General features: G+C 68.9%; 17 protein-coding genes. 6 read left to right on the plus strand and 11 right to left on the minus strand.

Going from position 1 to position 17,487, the window contains the following annotated elements:
• The first annotated feature begins 10 nt into the window (after positions 1 to 10).
• The 6 genes from F7Q96_RS06380 to cobA are packed head-to-tail and all read left to right on the plus strand — an operon-like array spanning position 11 to position 6,296.
• The gene (locus tag F7Q96_RS06380) at positions 11 to 1,690 is read left to right on the plus strand and encodes a nitrite/sulfite reductase (protein WP_053822397.1); all 1,680 of its coding nucleotides are present in this window, start codon (positions 11 to 13) and stop codon (positions 1,688 to 1,690) included.
• 41 nt (positions 1,691 to 1,731) lie between these two features.
• Positions 1,732 to 2,310, plus strand: a complete 579-nt coding sequence (locus F7Q96_RS06385) for a DUF934 domain-containing protein (RefSeq protein ID WP_053822396.1) — start codon at positions 1,732 to 1,734, stop codon at positions 2,308 to 2,310.
• On the plus strand, positions 2,307 to 3,125 hold the full coding sequence (locus tag F7Q96_RS06390) for a phosphoadenylyl-sulfate reductase (protein WP_053822395.1): 819 nt from the start codon (positions 2,307 to 2,309) through the stop codon (positions 3,123 to 3,125). Before F7Q96_RS06385 ends, F7Q96_RS06390 begins: the two co-directional genes overlap by 4 nt.
• Before the next feature lie 8 nt (positions 3,126 to 3,133).
• Entirely contained in the window at positions 3,134 to 4,120 is a 987-nt protein-coding gene (gene cysD / locus F7Q96_RS06395) for a sulfate adenylyltransferase subunit CysD (protein WP_006577229.1), read from the plus strand.
• Between the two features lie 48 nt (positions 4,121 to 4,168).
• Positions 4,169 to 5,485, plus strand: a complete 1,317-nt coding sequence (locus F7Q96_RS06400) for a sulfate adenylyltransferase subunit 1 (RefSeq protein WP_053822394.1) — start codon at positions 4,169 to 4,171, stop codon at positions 5,483 to 5,485.
• Between the two features lie 46 nt (positions 5,486 to 5,531).
• A complete protein-coding gene (gene cobA, locus F7Q96_RS06405) occupies positions 5,532 to 6,296 on the plus strand; it encodes a uroporphyrinogen-III C-methyltransferase (RefSeq protein ID WP_053822393.1) in 765 nt (254 codons plus the stop codon).
• A gap of 88 nt (positions 6,297 to 6,384) precedes the next feature.
• Here the strand turns inward: cobA and F7Q96_RS06410 are convergent, their stop codons facing one another.
• From F7Q96_RS06410 to F7Q96_RS06460, 11 genes are all read right to left on the minus strand, one after another.
• Positions 6,385 to 6,978 carry a hypothetical protein gene (locus F7Q96_RS06410; protein WP_053822392.1) on the minus strand — a complete coding sequence of 198 codons (594 nt, stop codon included), beginning with the start codon at positions 6,976 to 6,978 and terminating at the stop codon, positions 6,385 to 6,387.
• Positions 6,979 to 7,007: 29 nt separating this feature from the next.
• Positions 7,008 to 8,081 (minus strand): Holliday junction branch migration DNA helicase RuvB, encoded by a 1,074-nt coding sequence (gene ruvB, locus F7Q96_RS06415; protein ID WP_053822391.1) that lies wholly within the window; start codon positions 8,079 to 8,081, stop codon positions 7,008 to 7,010.
• A 140-nt stretch (positions 8,082 to 8,221) separates the two neighbouring features.
• Positions 8,222 to 8,803, minus strand: a complete 582-nt coding sequence (gene ruvA, locus F7Q96_RS06420) for a Holliday junction branch migration protein RuvA (protein WP_053822390.1) — start codon at positions 8,801 to 8,803, stop codon at positions 8,222 to 8,224.
• Between the two features lie 98 nt (positions 8,804 to 8,901).
• Positions 8,902 to 10,089 carry a glycerophosphodiester phosphodiesterase gene (locus F7Q96_RS06425; protein ID WP_082371538.1) on the minus strand — a complete coding sequence of 396 codons (1,188 nt, stop codon included), beginning with the start codon at positions 10,087 to 10,089 and terminating at the stop codon, positions 8,902 to 8,904.
• A gap of 179 nt (positions 10,090 to 10,268) precedes the next feature.
• The gene (gene ruvC / locus F7Q96_RS06430) at positions 10,269 to 10,814 is read right to left on the minus strand and encodes a crossover junction endodeoxyribonuclease RuvC (RefSeq protein ID WP_006578757.1); all 546 of its coding nucleotides are present in this window, start codon (positions 10,812 to 10,814) and stop codon (positions 10,269 to 10,271) included.
• 344 nt (positions 10,815 to 11,158) lie between these two features.
• Positions 11,159 to 12,733, minus strand: a complete 1,575-nt coding sequence (gene purH, locus F7Q96_RS06435) for a bifunctional phosphoribosylaminoimidazolecarboxamide formyltransferase/IMP cyclohydrolase (RefSeq protein WP_053822388.1) — start codon at positions 12,731 to 12,733, stop codon at positions 11,159 to 11,161.
• A 16-nt stretch (positions 12,734 to 12,749) separates the two neighbouring features.
• Complete coding sequence (locus F7Q96_RS06440) at positions 12,750 to 12,983, minus strand: Fis family transcriptional regulator (RefSeq protein ID WP_006578759.1); 234 nt, start codon at positions 12,981 to 12,983, stop codon at positions 12,750 to 12,752.
• Positions 12,980 to 14,038, minus strand: a complete 1,059-nt coding sequence (dusB, locus tag F7Q96_RS06445) for a tRNA dihydrouridine synthase DusB (RefSeq protein WP_053822387.1) — start codon at positions 14,036 to 14,038, stop codon at positions 12,980 to 12,982. The genes F7Q96_RS06440 and dusB overlap by 4 nt, the downstream gene beginning before the upstream one ends.
• Before the next feature lie 280 nt (positions 14,039 to 14,318).
• Positions 14,319 to 15,638: a UbiH/UbiF/VisC/COQ6 family ubiquinone biosynthesis hydroxylase gene (locus F7Q96_RS06450; RefSeq protein WP_053822386.1), complete on the minus strand. Its 1,320-nt coding sequence runs from the start codon at positions 15,636 to 15,638 to the stop codon at positions 14,319 to 14,321.
• The gene (locus F7Q96_RS06455) at positions 15,619 to 16,092 is read right to left on the minus strand and encodes a hypothetical protein (RefSeq protein WP_053822385.1); all 474 of its coding nucleotides are present in this window, start codon (positions 16,090 to 16,092) and stop codon (positions 15,619 to 15,621) included. Before F7Q96_RS06455 ends, F7Q96_RS06450 begins: the two co-directional genes overlap by 20 nt.
• A complete protein-coding gene (locus F7Q96_RS06460) occupies positions 16,092 to 17,477 on the minus strand; it encodes an aminopeptidase P N-terminal domain-containing protein (RefSeq protein WP_053822384.1) in 1,386 nt (461 codons plus the stop codon). Before F7Q96_RS06460 ends, F7Q96_RS06455 begins: the two co-directional genes overlap by 1 nt.
• Positions 17,478 to 17,487: the final 10 nt, after the last annotated feature.

The following is a 17,487-nucleotide window of genomic DNA, read 5'->3' on the forward strand; positions in this document are numbered from 1 at the left end:
GACCCACACCATGTATCAGTACGATCAATACGACCAGCGCATCGTTGCCGAGCGCGTCGCGCAGTTCCGTGACCAGGTGCGTCGCCGCCTGTCGGGCGAGCTGACCGAGGAAGAATTCCTGCCGCTGCGCCTGCAGAACGGGCTGTACATGCAGCGCCACGCCTACATGCTGCGGGTGGCGATTCCCTATGGCCTGCTGGCCTCGAAGCAGCTGCGCATGCTCGCGCATCTGGCGCGCCACTACGACCGCGGCTACGGCCACTTCTCGACGCGCCAGAACATCCAGTACAACTGGATGGAGCTCGAGCGCGTGCCCGATGCGCTGGCCGACCTGGCGTCGGTCGAGATGCATGCGATCCAGACCTCGGGCAACTGCGTGCGCAACATCACCACCGACCACTTTGCCGGCGTCGCGCCGGACGAGGCGGTGGACCCGCGTCCGCTGGCCGAGCTGCTGCGCCAGTGGAGCACGTTCCAGCCGGAATTCGCCTTCCTGCCGCGCAAGTTCAAGATCGCGATCTCTGCGTCGAAGGACGACCGCGCCGTGGTGCAGATGCACGATATCGGCGTCTACGCCTACCGCAACGCGGACGGCGAGCTGCGGTTGAACATCCTGGCCGGCGGCGGCCTGGGCCGTACGCCGATCCTGGGCACGATCATCAAGCACGATCTGCCGTGGCAGCACATGCTGACCTATATCGAGTCGGCAATCCGCGTCTACAACCGCTATGGCCGCCGCGACAACAAGTACAAGGCCCGCATCAAGATCCTGGTCAAGTCGCTCGGCGCCGAGAAGTTCGCCGAGGAAGTCGAGGCCGAATGGCAGCACAGCAAGGACGGCCCCGGCACGCTGACGCAGGCCGAGTTCGACCGCGTCGCGCAGTTTTTCGCGCCGCCGGCCTATGACAGGCTGCCGGACACCGACACCAGCTTCGAGAAGCATCTGCTCGAGGACAAGGCCTTCGCCCGCTGGGTTCGCCGCAACGTGCACGGCCACAAGGTGCCGGGCTATGCCGCGGTGACGCTGTCGACCAAGCCCGGCGTGGCCGCGCCTCCGGGCGACGTGACCGCCGAGCAGATGGAACTGGTGGCCGACTGGGCCGACCGCTACGGCTACGGCGAGCTGCGCGTCGCGCACGAACAGAACCTGGTGCTGCCGGACGTGCGCAAGCGCGACCTGTACGAGCTGTGGCAACTGGCCAAGGCCAATGGCCTGGCCACGCCGAACATCGGCCTGCTGACCGACATCATCTCGTGCCCCGGCGGCGATTTCTGCTCGCTGGCCAATGCCAAGTCGATCCCGATCGCGCAGGCGATCCAGCAGCGCTTCGAGGACCTGGACTTCGTGCACGACCTCGGCGAGGTCTCGCTGAACATCTCGGGCTGCATCAACGCCTGCGGTCACCACCACGTCGGCAACATCGGCGTGCTCGGCGTCGACAAGGACGGCGAGGAGTGGTACCAGGTCACGCTCGGCGGCGCGCAGGGCAACGAGACCGCGCTGGGCAAGGTGATCGGGCCGTCGTTCAAGGCCGACGAAATGCCGGACGTGGTCAGCCGCATCATCGAGACCTTCGTCGAGCACCGCATCGAGGACGAACGCTTCATCGACACCTTCGCCCGCATCGGCGTCGCGCCGTTCAAGGAGCGCGTCTACGCGAACAAGCAGCGCGAACGCGCCGAAGCTTGAACCCGACGGCATCGACGAACGCAAACGCATCGAGAACGAATATGGCAAAGATCATCCAACTGCAACGCGCCGACGGCGGCCAGGCCGCCGTGCCGGCGATCGTCGACGACGCGTGGACCGTGCTGCGCGGCGACGAAGGCCAGGCCCCGACCGACGAGCAGATCGCCGCGGCGGCAGCGAGCCAGGACGCGGTGCTGTTCCCGCTGCCGGTCTGGCTGGCGCACAAGGACGGCCTGCTGGCCGGCCGCGACGCGCCCCGCACCGGCATCTGGCTGGCACCGGACGACGAGCCGGGCGATGTCGCCGGCGAACTGGCGCGCGTGTCGCTGCTGGCGGTCGACTTCCCGGTGTTCCGCGACGGCCGCGGTTTTTCCACCGCGTATCTGCTGCGCACCCGTTATGGCTGGAAGGGCCAGCTGCGCGCGATCGGCGACGTGCTGCGCGACCAGTTGAACTTCATGAAGCGCTGCGGCTTTGACGCCTTCGCCGTGCGCGCCGACAAGAACATCGAAGACGCGCTCAAGGGCTTCAGCGAATTCACCGTGACCTACCAGGCCTCGGTGGACGAGCCGCTGCCCCTGTTCCGCCGGGCGCGCGCCGAACAGCGGGAATCGGCATGAGCGTGATTCCGATCGTCGAACTGCGGGCGACTCCTTCCGACGCTCTGGAGATCCCGGCCGCCTCGCCGCTGCGCCCATCGCTGTGGACGGCGCCGGAATACACCGGCAGCACCGCCGCGCTCGAGGCCAAGGAGGCCGCGCTGGCCGAACGGCTCGAAGCGATCGCGAGCCGCTTCTACCGCGCCCGCTTTGCGTCGAGCCTGGCCGCCGAGGACATGGTGATCACCGACGCGATCCTGCGCGGCTCGGCCGCGCTGCGCGCCGGCATCCGCGTGTTCACGCTGGCGACCGGCCGCCTGCACGCCGAGACGCTCGCGATGCTCGACGAGGTCAAGGCGCACTACGGCTACGAGATCGAGCGCTTCACGCCTGACGCCGAGGCGATCGAGAACTATGTGCGCAAGCACGGCCTGAACGCGTTCTACGACAGCGTCGAGCTGCGCAAGGAATGCTGCGGCATCCGCAAGGTCGAGCCGCTGAACCGCGCGCTGTCGCATGCGGATGCGTGGCTGACCGGCCAGCGCCGCGAGCAGGCCGTCACGCGTGCCGACCTGCCGTTCGAGGAAATCGACGAGGCGCGCGGTATTCCGAAGTTCAATCCGCTCGCGGACTGGACCGAGGCCGAGGTGTGGGCCTATCTGAAGCGGCATGCGGTGCCGGTCAACGCGCTGCATGCCAAGGGATATCCCAGCATCGGCTGCGAACCGTGTACGCGTGCCGTGCGCGCCGGCGAGGACGTGCGCGCCGGCCGCTGGTGGTGGGAAAGCCGCGACTCGAAAGAGTGCGGTCTGCACGAACAGAACATCAAGCATTGAGGCCACAGATGGGCATCATGAACGAACTCCAGGCCGGCGCCGCGGCCACGCGCGACGGCAACCCCGACATCGCGCACCTGATCGAGGTGCAGAACGACCACCTGGACCGGCTCGAGGCCGAGTCGATCTACATCATCCGCGAGGTCGCCGCCGAGTGCCGCAACCCGGCGCTGCTGTTCTCGGGCGGCAAGGACTCGATCGTGATGCTGCACCTGGCGCTGAAGGCGTTCCGGCTCGGCAATCGCAAGATCGAGCTGCCGTTTCCGCTGGTGCATATCGACACGGGCCACAACTATCCCGAGGTGATCGCGTTCCGTGACCAGCGTGTGGCCGAGATCGGCGCGCGGCTGGTGGTCGGCCACGTCGAGGATTCGATCAAGCGCGGCACCGTGCGGCTGCGCAAGGAAACCGATTCGCGCAACGCGGCCCAGGCGGTCACGCTGCTGGAAACGATCGAGCAGCACCAGTTCGACGCGCTGATGGGCGGCGCCCGCCGCGACGAGGAAAAGGCGCGCGCCAAGGAACGGATCTTCTCGTTCCGCGACGAGTTCGGCCAATGGGATCCGAAGGCGCAGCGTCCCGAGCTGTGGAGCCTGTACAACGCCCGCATGGCGCCGGGCGAGCAGATGCGCGTGTTCCCGATCTCGAACTGGACCGAGCTCGACGTGTGGCAATACATCGCGCGCGAGAACCTGGCGCTGCCGCCGATCTACTACGCGCACCAGCGCGAGGTGGTCCGCCGCAACGGCCTGCTGGTGCCGGTGACGCCGATCACGCCCAAGCAGGACGGCGACGTCAGCGAGGTGCTGTCGGTGCGCTTCCGCACGGTCGGCGACATCAGCTGCACCTGCCCGGTGGCCAGCACCGCGGCGACGCCGGTCGAGATCATCGCCGAGACCGCGGTCACCGAGATCACCGAGCGCGGCGCCACGCGCATGGACGACCAGACCAGCGAGGCGTCGATGGAGCGCCGCAAGAAGGAAGGCTACTTCTGAGGCTGGATTTCTGCGCAACGCGCGACGCACCGACACAGGATTTGCATCATGACTACCCAAGCCGCCCATCAGGGCCTTCTGCGATTCATCACCGCCGGTTCGGTCGACGACGGCAAGAGCACGCTGATCGGCCGCCTGCTGTATGACAGCAAGGCGGTGCTGTCGGACCAACTGACCGCGCTGGCCAATGCCAAGAACAAGCGCACCGCCGGCGAGCAGATCGACTTCTCGCTGCTGACCGACGGCCTCGAGGCCGAGCGCGAGCAGGGCATCACGATCGACGTGGCCTACCGCTATTTCTCGACCGCACGCCGCAAGTTCATCATCGCCGATACGCCGGGCCATGAGCAGTACACGCGCAACATGGTCACCGGCGCATCGACCGCGCACGCCGCGATCGTGCTGATCGATGCCACCCGCGTGACCGTGGCCGATGGCCGCGCGCAGCTGCTGGCGCAGACCAAGCGCCATACCGCGATCGTCAAGCTGCTCGAGCTGCAGCACGTGATCGTCGCCGTCAACAAGATGGACCTGGTCGACTACAGCGAACAGCGCTTCAACGAGATCCGCACCGCCTATGCCGAGCTGGCCAGCCAGCTGGGCCTGAAGGACGTGCGCTACGTGCCGGTGTCGGCGCTGCGCGGCGACAACATCGTGCACGCCAGCGAGGCGATGCCCTGGTATCAGGGCGAGCCGCTGCTGCCGCTGCTCGAGGCGCTGCCGGTCGAGGAGGTCGCGCCGCAGGGCGAGGCCGCGCTGCGCTTCCCGGTGCAGCTGGTGATCCGCCAGGACGGTGCGCAGTCGGACGATTTCCGCGGCTATGCCGGCCGCGTCGAGGCCGGCACGGTGCGCGTGGGCCAGACCGTACGCGTGCTGCCGGCCAACCGCGAGGCGGTGGTCGCCGAGGTGCTGACGCCGAACGGTGCCGCCGAAGAGGCGAGCGCCGGCGAAACCATCACGATCCGGCTGGCCGAAGACGTCGATGTATCGCGCGGTGACATGTTCGTCGCTGCAGCGGCCGCGGAAAGCCAGCAGGCGCTGCCGGCGAAGAAGCTGCAGGCCGACCTGTGCTGGTTCGACGATGCGGCGCTGAACACCGCGCGCAAATACGTGCTGAAGCACACCACCGCCAGCGTGTTCGCGCGCGTGTCCGCGGTGGACCGCGTGCTTGACGTGCATACGCTGTCGCACGAGACCGGCCGTCACGACATCCGCCTGAACGACATCGGCTCGGTGCAGATCACGCTGCAGAAGCCGGTGGTCTGCGACGTCTACAGCGACAACCCCGCCACCGGCGCGTTCGTGCTGATCGACGAGGCGACCAATCACACGGTTGCCGCAGGCATGATCCGTGCATATTCCTGAGATCGAAGCGATCGAAGTCGATCCAGGAATCACGAGGAGCAGCAACATGGGCAAGGTCTACCTGATTGGCGCCGGACCCGGCGCGGCGGACCTCATTACGGTGCGTGGTGCACGACTATTGGGCGAAGCCGACGTGGTGCTGCACGATGCGCTGGTGTCGCCCGAGATGCTGGCCTGGTGTCCGCAGGCCAGGCTGGTCGAAGTGGGCAAGCGCTGTGGCAAGCGCTCGACCGCGCAGCTGTTCATCAACCGGCAGATCGTCGACCTGGCGCGCAAGCACGAGCGCGTGGTGCGCCTGAAGGGCGGCGATCCGATGCTGTTCGGCCGTGCCGACGAGGAATTGCAGGCGCTGGAAGAGGCGGGCATCGATTACGAGATCGTGCCCGGCATCACCGCCGCGCTGGCCGCTGCCTCGGCGATCGCGCGTCCGCTGACCAAGCGCGGCGTGTCGCGCAGCGTGGCCTTCGCCACGCAGGCGAAGGCCCCCGACACCATCGACGTGGAAGCCGACGTCAAGGCCGATACGCTGGTCTACTACATGGGCCGCGACCAGGCCGCGGCGATCGCCGCGCAGCTGATCGCGCATGGCAAGCCGGCCTCGACGCCGGCCTGGGTGGTCGAGGCCGCCTCGACCCCGCACCAGCGCAGCCGCCAGTTCACGCTGCGGCAGATGGCCGCTGGAGAAGCCGCGGCGTGGATCGATCCGCAGCATCCGAGCTTGCTGATGATCGGTGAGGCGTTGGGCGGGCGGGCGAGCGGTGTGGCCGAACACCCTCTGCAGGAATCCGCGCGGCATCCTCGGGCGGCTTGAGTCCGCACGCAGCAGTCGCGCCGCGGCGTATAGCTCCCCGCTCTGGTTTTCGCCCCTCTCCCGCTTGGTGGGAGTGGGGAGAAAACATTCAGCGTGCTCCCGCTGCTCCTTCCCTCGTAATCTCCACCGTCTCCCGATAAACGATCCGGGCCATCTGGCCTGGCCGCAGCCCGGCCACGTCGATCGAGATGTCGTCCGCGCGTGCCGCGTGCTCCGCGTTGCGCGGGCCGCGGAACGTCACCGTGCGGCCGATCGGATCGACCGCGATGATTTCGGCGGTGGCCGTGGTCGTGATCTCGCGCACCACGCCGGGCCGGCCGTCGTCGAGACGGCGCGACAGCCGGTCCACCGATTCCGCGGTCGCGACATTGCGGCTCGGCAGCGGCTCCAGCTTCGTGATGCGCGCCGGGCCGCGCGTGACCGTCAGGCGGTCGCCCGCATTGACCGTACCGAAATGGCGCGCCTCGTCGCCGGTCATCAATTCGGTCAGCTGACCTTGCGGTCCACGCACCAGCACCGCGTTCGTGGCATCGATGCGGACGACCTCCGCCGCGGTGGTGGCGGGCGCCGTCTGCGCGTTCGCCTCGCCGACGGCGCCGGCCGTCAACACCCAGGCCATCGCGCCGGCCAGCGCCAGCGCGCGCGCCCCGCGTCGTATCGTGCTGTCTCGATCGTTTCGCATCGGCGCCTCCACAATGGTTTATCGCGTCATCACTCGTCCGGCAGGATGCTGCCCTGCGCGCCGCCGGGCATCGCCAACCCGAAGTGCCGGTACGCCGCGGGGGTCGCCACGCGTCCGCGCGGCGTCCGTTGCAGATAGCCCTGCTGGATCAGATAGGGTTCGAGCACGTCCTCGATGGTGTCGCGCTCCTCGCCGATCGCCGCGGCCAGATTGTCGACGCCGACCGGGCCGCCACTGAACTTGTGCAGGATGGCCTCGAGCAGCTTGCGGTCCATCAGGTCGAAGCCGACGCGGTCCACGTCCAGCATCGCCAGCGCGGCATCGGCCATCTCGCGCGTAATGGTGCCGTCGCCCTTGACCTCGGCATAGTCACGCACGCGTCGCAGCAGGCGGTTGGCGATACGCGGCGTGCCGCGCGAGCGGCGCGCGATCTCGAGCGCGCCGGTCGGATCGATGCGCGCGTGCAGCAGCTGCGCCGAGCGCGTGACGATCCGGGCCAGCTCGTCGGCGGTATAGAACTCGAGCCGCGCGACGATGCCGAAGCGGTCGCGCAGCGGATTGGTCAGCATGCCGGCGCGCGTGGTGGCGCCGACCAGCGTGAACGGCTGCAGATCGAGCTTGACCGAGCGCGCGGCCGGGCCTTCGCCGATCATGATGTCGATCTGGTAGTCCTCGAGCGCCGGGTACAGGATTTCCTCGACGACCGGCGACAACCGGTGGATCTCGTCGATGAACAGCACGTCGTTGGCTTCGAGGTTGGTCAGCAGCGCCGCAAGATCGCCGGGGCGCTCGAGCACCGGGCCCGAGGTCTGGCGCAGATTGACGCCCATCTCGCGCGCGATGATATGGGCCAGCGTGGTCTTGCCCAGGCCGGGCGGGCCGAACAGCAGCACGTGGTCGAGCGCTTCGCGGCGATTGCGGGCCGCGTGCATGAAGATGTCGAGCTGGTCGCGCACCTTCTGCTGGCCGACATAGTCGTCGAGCAGCTTGGGCCGCAGCGCGCGCTCGAAGGCCTCCTCGCTGCTGGACGCGGGCGTGGCGGCAATCAGGCGGTCGCCGCTGTCGGCAGGGCGGCTCGGGGCGAACTTGTCGGTCTGGATCATGGCGCGGAGGCGGGAAAACTGGCTCGATTGTAGCCCACGGCACCGTCGGCGCCGTCCGCCGTCTTGGCGAGCACGAGCCGCTTACCGGCTCGTACGCAGGCCCGTACACTGGCCCGCACGTGCCCGTGCCCCGCGCGGTCTCAGCCCTTCGACAACGCCTTCAGCGCGAGCTTGATCCCTTCGGAGACGCCGGTGCCGGCCGGCACCTGCCTGGTCGCCGCGGCGGCCTCCTTGTCGGAATAGCCGAGCGCCAGCAGCGCGTTCAGGATATCGGCGGCGCTGTCGTGCGCGGCCGCCGCGCCGCCGACATGGCCCAGTTCGGCGCCGAGCTTGCCTTTCAGCTCCAGCAGCAGCCGTTCGGCGGTCTTCTTGCCGATGCCGGGAATGCGCGTCAGCCGGCCGGCCTCCTGCAGCGTGATGGCCTGCGCCAGTTCGGCCACCGACATGCCCGACAGCACCGCCAGCGCCATGCGCGCGCCGATGCCGCTGATCTTGATCAGCTCGCGGAAGGTATTGCGCTCCTCCGCGCTGCCGAAGCCGTACAGCAGATGCGCGTCCTCGCGGACGATCAGCTGCGTCAGCAGCGTGACCGGCTGGCCGACCGCCGGCAGGTTGTAGAAGGTGCTCATCGGCACGTCGACCTCATAACCGACGCCGTGGCAGTCGACCAGCAGATGCGGGGGATTCTTCTCGATGAGGGTGCCGGCGATGCGTCCGATCATGGTGCTTGCGGGATTGGCTGCCGGGCGCTGCCGCGCGCCGGCATGGGTCGGTCTGAAAGGGCGCCAGTGTAGCGCAGCGAGGCTGGGTGTCCGCGCGTCTAGGGCGCGTCCACCGCGCGGCGTCCGAGCGCGGGATCGTCGGTGAAGAAGCCGTCCACGCCGGCGTCGATCAGCGCGCGCGCCTCGCGGATCATGCCGGCCGGATGCCGTGCCGCATCGCCGCCGGGGCCGCGCAGGCTCTTGGGCAGGAAGGCGTTCTCCGGCCGCAGCGTGTAAGGATGCACGACCAGGCCCGCCGCGTGCGCGTCGCGCACCAGCGCGGTCGGCGCGGCAAGCCCGCCGGCGCTGTCGCGCGGCAGCACGTGCGTACGCTCGGGGCCGATGCCGTCGGCGTACGTGGCCACCTCGCGCAGTCCGAGCGGCTTGACCATGTCCGCATAGCGGCGCGTATCGCCGGACAGCCGCCAGTCGGCCGGCGCCTTCGATCCGCTGCCGATCAGCTGCACCAGTTTGACGTTGGGCATCGACTTGCCGAGCCGCTGGCGCAGCGCGCGCAGATTGGCCGTCTCGAACGATTGCAGATAGACCGGCGCATGGCGCGTATGGGCGTTGGCACGCAGCGCGTCGACCAGCTTCTCTTCGATCGGCAGGCCGATGCCGCGGAAGTAGCTCGGATGCTTGGTCTCGATATAGAGGCCGATGGTCCGGCCGCTGCGGCGCGAGGCGTTGGCGGCCAGCGCGATGATCTCGTTCAGCGTCGGGATCTCGAACTTGTCGTCGTACTGCGTATTGGCCGGACGCAGCTTCGGAATGCGCTCGCGCGCCCGCAGCGTCTTGAGCTCGGCCAGCGTGAAGTCCTCGGTGAACCAGCCCTCCAGCCGCTCGCCGTCGATCACCTTGATGCGCTTGCGGTCGGCGAACTGCGGCAGCGTGGCGACGTTGGTGGTGCCCCCGATCTCGTTCTCGTGCCGGGCCACCAGCACGCCGTCGCGCGTGACGACCAGATCCGGTTCGATCAGGTCGGCGCCGTCCTCGATGGCCTTGGTGTATGCGGCCAGCGTATGTTCGGGCCGCAGCGCGCTGGCGCCGCGATGGCCGATCACCAGCGGCTTGGGCCGCGGCGGGGCCGGTTCGGCTTGCGGCGGTTCGGCGGCGGGCGCGGCGGGAGGTACGGGTTGGGTGGCACAGCCCGCGAGCAGGGTGGCCAGCATCGCCGCCGACATCGCGGCGTGGAGCCGGGCGGCGGACTGCAAGGCAAAACGGGGGATCAAGCTGGGACGGGACATGCGGCCTCCTCGAGCGCGGGATGAGGCCGATTGTAAGTGAGGCGCGCGTCGCCTGGGACGCCGTCAGCGCCGCGGGGGCCGGAGAGCCGCGAGAGCCGGAAAGCCAGGGGAGTCAGGGAAGTCAGGGGAGCCGAAGAGTCGGGGAGAGCCCGAGAGCCCGAGAGCCGAAAGAGCCGGCGCTAGCCGACCAGTCTGCCGCGCCGCACCCGCACGCCCTTGCGCGCGAGCTCGGGCGCCAGGCCGCTCAGCGTCGCCAGCGTATCGCCGCCATTGGCATGGCAGATCGCCACGCCGAGCGCGTCGGCCGCGTCGGAGCTGGGATGGCCGGGCAGGGCCAGCAGCCGCGCCACCATCTCCTGCACCTGCGCCTTGTTGGCGCGGCCATAGCCGACCACGGCGACCTTCAACTGCAGCGCGGTGTATTCGAACACCGGCAGGCCATAGCCCACCAGCCCGCAGATCGCCGCGCCACGGGCCTGTCCGAGCAGCAGCGTCGATTGCGGATTGACGTTGACGAACACCTTCTCGATCGCCGCGCAATCGGGCGCATAGGTTCGCGTGACCTCGGCAATGCCGTCATACAGCGTCTTCAGACGCTCGGGCAGGCTGCCGTTGCCATCGCTCTTGATGGTGCCCGAGGCGACGTAGGCGAGCTTGTTGCCGTGCTTTTCGACCACGCCGAAGCCGGTGGTACGAAGGCCGGGGTCGATGCCGAGGATGCGCATTGAGCTAGGAGAGGTGGCGATGGGGTAGTGTAGGTGGATTTGGTGGCGGGCGCTGCGCGATTGTCGTCGCGCATGGCGCGGGGGTATCGGAGTATCGACCGATGTTACCCTTTCCCGAGCCCTTTCCGATCCCTTCTTCGGCCATGCAGGACCGGGAGTCGAGGCGGGCCACCGAGCGCGCTACCGAAGCATCGGAGGCCCGGGGCATTCTCCCTCTCCCGCTTGCGGGGGAGGGCAGGGGAGAGGACAGCCGGTGCTCGCCGAACTGCGCGTTCGTACCGCTCATTCGATCTGCTCGCCCGGCTGCGAGCGGCGCGTTGCCGCTCGGTCCCCTTGGTCCGGACTCAATGCCGGAAATGCCGCGTACCGGTCAGCACCATCGCGATATTGCGCTCGTCGGCGGCGGCGATGACTTCGTCGTCGCGCATCGAGCCGCCCGGCTGGATCACGCAGGTCGCGCCCGCGTCGACCACCACGTCCAGGCCGTCGCGGAACGGGAAGAAGGCATCGGAGGCGACCGCCGAGCCGGCCAGCGTCAGGCCGGCGTTCTGCGCCTTGATGCTGGCGATGCGGGCCGAGTCGACGCGGCTCATCTGGCCGGCGCCGACGCCCAGCGTCATGCCGCCGCCGCAGAACACGATGGCGTTCGACTTGACGAACTTGGCGACGCGCCACGCGAACAGCAGATCGCTCATTTCCTTCGGCGTCGGATGACGCTTGGTGACGACGCGCAGCTCCGACGGCTGCACGTTCTTCGCGTCCGGGCTCTGCAGCAGCAGGCCGCCGCCGACGCGCTTCAGGTCATACTGGTTGACGCCCTTGCCGAGCGGAATTTCCAGCAGGCGCACGTTCTGCTTGGCGGCGAACACCTCGCGTGCTTGCGCGCTGAACGACGGCGCGATCAGCACCTCGACGAACTGTCTGGCGACCGCCTGCGCGGCCGTGCCGTCGAGTTCGACGTTGAACGCGATGATGCCGCCGAAGGCCGACGTCGAATCGGTCTTGAACGCCTTCTCGTAGGCCTCCAGCGCATTGGCGCCGATCGCCACGCCGCAGGGGTTGGCGTGCTTGATGATGACGCAGGCGGCGCCGTCGGCGGCCTCGAAGGACTTGACGCATTCCCATGCCGCGTCGGCGTCCGCGATGTTGTTGTACGACAGCTCCTTGCCCTGCAGCTGCACGTAGTTGGCCAGCGCGCCGTCGACCGCCTTCAGGTCGCGGTAGAACGCCGCCGACTGGTGCGGGTTCTCGCCGTAGCGCATTTCCTGCACCTTCTCGAAGGCCAGGTTCAGCGTCTGCGGATAGGCGCTGCGCGCCTGGTGCGACTTGTCCGCGCCGAGGCTGGTCAGGTAGTTGGTGATCGCGCCATCGTATTGCGCGGTATGCGCGAACACCTTGGTGGCCAGCCGGAAGTTGGTGTCGTAGCCGACCTGGTTGCCGTTGGCGCGCATTTCCTCGAGCACCGGCGCGTAGTCGGCCGGGTCGACGATCACCGTCACGTCGCGATGGTTCTTCGCCGCCGAACGCAGCATGGTCGGGCCGCCGATGTCGATGTTCTCGATCGCGTCGGGCAGCGTGCAGTCGTCCTTGGCGACGGTCTGCTGGAACGGGTACAGGTTGACCACCAGCAGGTCGATGGTCGGGATGTCGTGCTGGGCCAGCGCGGCCATGTGCTCCGGCAGGTCGCGGCGCGCCAGGATGCCGCCGTGCACCTTCGGGTGCAGCGTCTTGACGCGGCCGTCCAGCATCTCGGGGAAGCCGGTGTAGTCGGCCACTTCCGTGACAGGCAGGCCGGCATCGGCGAGCAGTTTGGCGGTGCCGCCGGTGGAGAGCAGCGTCACGCCGAGCGCATGCAGTTCGCGCGCGAAGTCGACGATGCCGGTCTTGTCGGAAACGGAGAGAAGGGCTTGCTTGATCATGGTGATGGAGGACGCTTCAAAGTAAACCGTGCTGCTGCAGCTTCTTGCGCAGCGTATTGCGATTGATGCCGAGATAGGCCGCGGCCAGCGACTGGTTGCGGTCGGCACGCGCCATCACCGTTTCCAGCAGCGGCCGTTCCACCGCCTCCAGCACCATGTTGTACATGTTCGACGGCTGCTCGCCGTCCAGATCGCGGAAGTAGGCGCTCAGGCTGTCCCGGATGCATTGGTCGATAACGTTGCGGCTCATGCGGCAAGCAACTCCCTGTTGTTGTTGTTCGATGCGCCGGTCTGTGCGTCGCCTTCGTCGACATACACCAGCCGGTCGGACAGCGCGGCCTGCTCGTCGAAGAAAGCGTTGACGGCGGCCAGCTGCGCCTCGGTGCTTTCCAGTGTGTTCATCCGGTGCCGGAACAGATTGGCACCCTTGAGTCCGCGCGTGTACCAGGCAATATGCTTGCGCGCGGTACGCACGCCGGTGAATTCGCCGTAAAAGGCGTAGTGGTCCTGCAGATGCGCGTTCATGATCGCGCGGATCTCGGCCACCTCCGGCGGCGGCAGCTGCTCGCCGGTTTCGAGGAAATGCGCGATCTCGCGGAACAGCCACGGGCGTCCCTGCGCGGCGCGGCCGATCATGATCGCGTCGGCGCCGGTGACCGCAAGCACGTGCCGCGCCTTCTGCGGCGTCGTGATGTCGCCGTTGGCGACCACCGGGATGCGGATCGCGTCCTTGACCGCGGCAATGGTCTCGTATTCGGCTTCGCCGTGATACAGGTCGGCGCGCGTGCGGCCGTGCACGGTCAGCATGCTGATGCCGGCGGCCTCGGCCATGCGCGCGACGCGCACCGCGTTGCGGTTCTGCCGGTCCCAGCCGGTGCGGATCTTCAGCGTGACCGGCACGCGGTCGCCGACCGCGCCGACCACCGCCTCGACGATGCGCACCACCAGCGGCTCGTTCTGCAGCAGCGCCGACCCGGCCGCGACATTGCAGACCTTCTTGGCCGGGCAGCCCATGTTGATATCGATGATCTGCGCGCCGCGGTCGACGTTGTAGCGCGCCGCCTCGGCCATCATGCCGGGTTCGGCGCCGGCGATCTGCACCGCGATCGGCTCGACCTCGCCGTCATGGTTGGCACGGCGCATGGTCTTTTCGCTCTTCCACAACTGGGCGTTGGAGGCGACCATCTCCGAGACCGCGTAGCCCGCGCCGAGCTTCTTGCAAAGCTGGCGGAAGGGGCGGTCCGTGACGCCGGCCATCGGCGCGACGAACAGGTTGTTGCGAAGGAGATGAGGTCCGATTTGCACGGCTAGGGTCCGGCGACGTCCAGAAAGGCTGGCCGTGACCGGCCGCCCAGCAGCGGTGTCACGGATCGAATGGCGAAAGGCATGCCCGGCCGAAGCAGCGTCGGCGGTGAAGCGGGGGGCATGTGCGAGGGCGGGATTTTACCGCTAAACCAGCCGGCTGCCCAAGAAATAAGCAGGGCCGATGTGCTGCGGCGCCACATCGACCCGAGCGGCCGCATCGGGCGATCCGGGCCGCAGCCCAGGCCGTCTCGCTGCCGGTCACCGCGCGGCGGCGGCCGGCTCAGCGGCGCATGCCGTAGATCATCTGGTGCGCCAGCGCGTGCTTCAGCGGCGACAGGCAGGCCAGCGCGGCCAGCGAGGCACCGCGCGCGTGCGCGGCCAGCGGATAGGGGATGCCGAACACGCGCGGCAGCAGGTCGGTGACGCCGATGGTCATCGCGCGGTCGACCCGGTGGCGCGTGCCGAAGGCGGCCAGCGCCTGCGGCGTGCAGGCGGTGCGCAGCTCGTCCGCCAGCGCGAATGCATCGCGCAGCCCCAGGTTCAGACCCTGGCCGGCGACCGGGTGCAGGGTCTGCGCGGCGTTGCCGATCGCCACCAGCCGGCCCTTGACGGTCAGCTGCGCGGCATTGAGGCCCAGCGGGAAGGCGTGGCGCTTGCCCACCCGCGTGAATCGGCCCATGCGCGGGCCGAAGACCTCGCCGAGTTCGGCCAGAAAGCGGGCGTCGTCGAGCGCAAGGCGCCGCGCTGCTTCTTCCGGCGAGCAGCACCAGACCAGCGCATAGCCCGAGCCGCCGTCGCCATGCGGGTCGTCGTCCAGATCATGGGGCAGCAGCGCGAGCGGACCCTGCTCGGTGAAGCGTTCCCATGCCCAGCCGGGCATCGGATGGCTGCAGGCGACATGCGAGACGATCGCGGTCTGCCCGTAGTCGCGACGGCGCGTGCCGCTGGCCCCGGCCGCGGCCATGCGCGCCACCTGCTGATGGAACAGCCCGCCCTCGGCCTGCACCGCCAGGCGCGCGCCCAGGCGCACCGGCTGGCCATCGGGTCCTGCGCCGCGCAATTGCACCGGCGCGGTATCGGGCGAGCCGGCGGCGACGGCCTCGGACGAAGCGCCGGGGGGGGCGTGCCGTGACTCGCCGACCGCGCGCGCATCGCGCTCGTCAACCTGGTCGATCGCATCGATGCGCGTGTCGAACGCCCGCACCAGACGCTGCTGGCCGCCGGCGCGCCACAGCGCGTGTTCGAGCGCCGCGCACAAGTCGCCGTAGCGGACCACATAGCCGAGCGCCGGGATGCCGTAGTCGTCGTGATGCAGCTTGACGTGGCCGAAGCGGCCGCGCTGCGACACATGGATATGCTCGATCGGCGTCGCCGCCGCGGGCCATGCATCGAGCTGGGCCAGCAGATCGCGGCTGCCATGCGACAGCGCGATCGCGCGTGGATCGCGGGCGGCGCGCGCCGGCGTGGCCGCGTCGATCAGCGCGATGCGCCATGGGCTGGTCTGCAGCAGCCGGCAGGCCAGCGCGAGGCCCACCGGGCCGCCGCCGACGATGGCGACATCGCAGGCGTCGCCGTGCAGTTCAGGGCTGGGCTGGGTCATCGTTGGCACCTCCGGCATCGGCACCGCTCACTGCGGCGTCGCCGCGCTGCCAGCACACCACGTCCTCGCGCGTCCTGCCGTTGCGCGCATCGCGCAGGGCGTTGTCGAGCAGCGCCTGATCGAAGCCGGGCAGCGCGCGCAGGCGCGACAGCAGCGCCTCGTGATTGACCGCGTCGAGCGGCGTCACGCAGCCTTGCTGGCGGCCGTCGGGGCGTTCCTCGCCGACCAGGATCAGCCAGGCCCTGCCGGTCCACGGTGCGCGCCGCGATACGCGCGCCACCACGCGCTCCAGCGCCTGCCATTCGAGCTCTTCGCGCTGGCCATCGGGACGATGCACCACCACGCGGTCGTCGAACAGATTGACGATGAACGGCTGTTCCGGCTCCGCCTGCGTCCGCGACGCCGCCGCATTGTCATCGGCACCGCCGAACAGTTTTCTCAACCAGCTGACCATCACTTCTCACTCCGTTCGCGCATCAGTGCCTCGATCTCGTCCCCGTCGACCGGGACGCCGCGCGTCATCAATTCACAGGGGCCGTCGGCCGTGACCACCGCGTCGTCCTCGATGCGGATGCCGATATGCCAGTAGCGTTCCGGCACGTTCTCGGCCGGCCGGACGTAGATGCCGGGCTCGATCGTCAGCACCATGCCGGCCTCGAGCGGCCGCCACGGGCGCTCGCCCTCGGCCGGTGCGGGGCCGGGCACGCGGTACTCGCCGACGTCGTGCACATCCATGCCGAGCCAATGGCCGGTGCGATGCATGTAGAAACGCCGATAGCTGCCGCTGGCGATCACGTCGTCCACGCCGCCTTCCTTGTCGCGGTCCAGCAGGCCGGTGTCGAGCATGCCTTGCGCGAGCACGCGCACCGCGGCGTCATGCGGCACGTTGTACGGCACGCCGGCGCGCGTCTCGTCGATGGCGGCCTGCTGCGCCGCCAGCACCAGATCGTAGAGTTCGCGCTGCGCCGGCGAGAAGCGGCCCGACACCGGAAAGGTCCGCGTGATATCGGACGCGTAGCCGTCCAGTTCGCAGCCGGCGTCGATCAGGCACAGGTCGCCGTCACGCAGTTCGGCGGGGCCCGCGCGATAGTGCAGCACGCAGGCATTGGGACCGGCGGCGACGATCGAGTTGTAGGCCACGCTCTGCGCGCCGTTGCGGCGGAATTCGTACAGCAGCTCGGCTTCCAGATGGTATTCGCGCAGCCCGGCGCGGCTGGCCTGCATCGCGCGCACATGCGCCTGCGCGGAGATCTGCGCGGCGCGGCGCATGATGCCGAGCTCGCCGGCATCCTTGAACAGCCGCATCTCGTCGAGCAGCGTGCGGATATCGAGCGCGCTGGATGGCGCCACCACGCCGGCGCGGCCTTGCGTGCGTACGGCATCGAGCCAGCGGCGTACCTGCATGTCGATGCGGGTCGACGCGGCCAGCGGATAGGCGATCAGATTCTGGTTGGCGAGCAGCTGCGGCAACTGCGCATCGATCTCCTCGATCGCATGGGCCTCGTCGAAGCCGAACACCTCTCGCGCGGCTTCGGGGCCGTAGCGGAAGCCGTCCCAGATCTCGCGCTCTTCGTGCTTGGGGCGGCAGAACAGGATGCTGCGGTCGGCGCCGCCGGCCGGCGCGGCGATCAGCACCAGCACCGCCTCGGGCTCGGTGAAGCCGCTCAGGTAATAGAAGTAGCTGTCGTGCCGGTACGGGAAGTCGCTGTCGCGGTTGCGCATCGCTTCCGGTGCCGTGGGCAGGATCGCGACGCCGCCGCCGGCGGCGCGCAGGTGATCGAGCACACGGGCGCGGCGCGCGCGACAGGCCTGGAGGAGGGCGGAATCTGGTGCGGACATGAGGGGACCG

The sequence above is a fragment of the Cupriavidus gilardii genome, from assembly GCF_008801915.1.
GTDB classification, from domain to species: domain Bacteria; phylum Pseudomonadota; class Gammaproteobacteria; order Burkholderiales; family Burkholderiaceae; genus Cupriavidus; species Cupriavidus gilardii.

What these genes read in the sequence shown, in the direction of transcription:
- F7Q96_RS06380 (WP_053822397.1), top strand. Translation starts at nt 11, where the DNA reads ATGTATCAGTACGATCAATACGACCAGCGCATCGTTGCCGAGCGCGTC.
- F7Q96_RS06385 (WP_053822396.1), top strand. Translation starts at nt 1,732, where the DNA reads ATGGCAAAGATCATCCAACTGCAACGCGCCGACGGCGGCCAGGCCGCC.
- F7Q96_RS06390 (WP_053822395.1), top strand. Translation starts at nt 2,307, where the DNA reads ATGAGCGTGATTCCGATCGTCGAACTGCGGGCGACTCCTTCCGACGCT.
- cysD (WP_006577229.1), top strand. Translation starts at nt 3,134, where the DNA reads ATGGGCATCATGAACGAACTCCAGGCCGGCGCCGCGGCCACGCGCGAC.
- F7Q96_RS06400 (WP_053822394.1), top strand. Translation starts at nt 4,169, where the DNA reads ATGACTACCCAAGCCGCCCATCAGGGCCTTCTGCGATTCATCACCGCC.
- cobA (WP_053822393.1), top strand. Translation starts at nt 5,532, where the DNA reads ATGGGCAAGGTCTACCTGATTGGCGCCGGACCCGGCGCGGCGGACCTC.
- F7Q96_RS06410 (WP_053822392.1), bottom strand. Translation starts at nt 6,978, where the DNA reads ATGCGAAACGATCGAGACAGCACGATACGACGCGGGGCGCGCGCGCTG.
- ruvB (WP_053822391.1), bottom strand. Translation starts at nt 8,081, where the DNA reads ATGATCCAGACCGACAAGTTCGCCCCGAGCCGCCCTGCCGACAGCGGC.
- ruvA (WP_053822390.1), bottom strand. Translation starts at nt 8,803, where the DNA reads ATGATCGGACGCATCGCCGGCACCCTCATCGAGAAGAATCCCCCGCAT.
- F7Q96_RS06425 (WP_082371538.1), bottom strand. Translation starts at nt 10,089, where the DNA reads ATGTCCCGTCCCAGCTTGATCCCCCGTTTTGCCTTGCAGTCCGCCGCC.
- ruvC (WP_006578757.1), bottom strand. Translation starts at nt 10,814, where the DNA reads ATGCGCATCCTCGGCATCGACCCCGGCCTTCGTACCACCGGCTTCGGC.
- purH (WP_053822388.1), bottom strand. Translation starts at nt 12,733, where the DNA reads ATGATCAAGCAAGCCCTTCTCTCCGTTTCCGACAAGACCGGCATCGTC.
- F7Q96_RS06440 (WP_006578759.1), bottom strand. Translation starts at nt 12,983, where the DNA reads ATGAGCCGCAACGTTATCGACCAATGCATCCGGGACAGCCTGAGCGCC.
- F7Q96_RS06450 (WP_053822386.1), bottom strand. Translation starts at nt 15,638, where the DNA reads ATGACCCAGCCCAGCCCTGAACTGCACGGCGACGCCTGCGATGTCGCC.
- F7Q96_RS06455 (WP_053822385.1), bottom strand. Translation starts at nt 16,092, where the DNA reads ATGGTCAGCTGGTTGAGAAAACTGTTCGGCGGTGCCGATGACAATGCG.
- F7Q96_RS06460 (WP_053822384.1), bottom strand. Translation starts at nt 17,477, where the DNA reads ATGTCCGCACCAGATTCCGCCCTCCTCCAGGCCTGTCGCGCGCGCCGC.